The sequence below is a fragment of the Streptomyces spinosisporus genome (genome assembly GCF_022698145.1).
Classification (GTDB): Bacteria; Actinomycetota; Actinomycetes; order Streptomycetales; family Streptomycetaceae; genus Streptomyces; species Streptomyces spinosisporus.
Genome location: NZ_JALDAX010000065.1, coordinates 1 through 648 on the forward strand (window position 1 = coordinate 1; position 648 = coordinate 648).

1 protein-coding gene is annotated in these 648 nt (G+C 72.4%); it reads left to right on the top strand.

The features are described 5' to 3' along the window. Window positions 1-648 (top strand): zinc-binding dehydrogenase (locus MQN93_RS43720; RefSeq protein WP_242713921.1); only part of this gene is annotated, 648 nt, incomplete at both ends.

Consider the following 648-nt stretch of genomic DNA (forward strand, 5'->3'; position numbering starts at 1 on the left):
TGCCACACCGATCTGCACTACCGCGAGGGCGGCATCAACGACGACTTCCCCTTCCTGCTCGGCCATGAGGCGGCGGGCGTGGTGGAGTCGGTGGGCGACGGCGTCACCGATGTCGCCCCGGGCGACTTCGTGATCCTCAACTGGCGTGCCGTGTGCGGCAGTTGCCGGGCCTGTCTGCGCGGCCGTCCCTGGTACTGCTTCAACACCCACAACGCCGAGCAGAAGATGACGTTGACCGACGGCACCGAGCTGTCACCCGCCCTGGGCATCGGCGCGTTCGCCGAGAAGACCCTCGTCGCGGCCGGGCAGTGCACCAAGGTCGACCGGAAGGCGTCCGCGGCCGCCGCGGGGCTGCTCGGCTGCGGTGTCATGGCGGGCATCGGCGCGGCGATCAACACCGGGGGCGTCGGCCGCGGCGACAGCGTGGCCGTCATCGGCTGCGGCGGCGTCGGGGCCGCGGCGATCGCCGGGGCCAACCTCGCGGGCGCCGCCAAGGTCATCGCGGTCGACATCGACGACCGCAAGTTGGCCAAGGCGCGCGAGATGGGCGCCACGCACACGGTCAACTCCCGCGAGGCCGACCCGGTCGAGGCGATCCGCGAGCTGACCGGCGGCTTCGGTGCCGACGTCGTCATCGAGGCGGTCGGC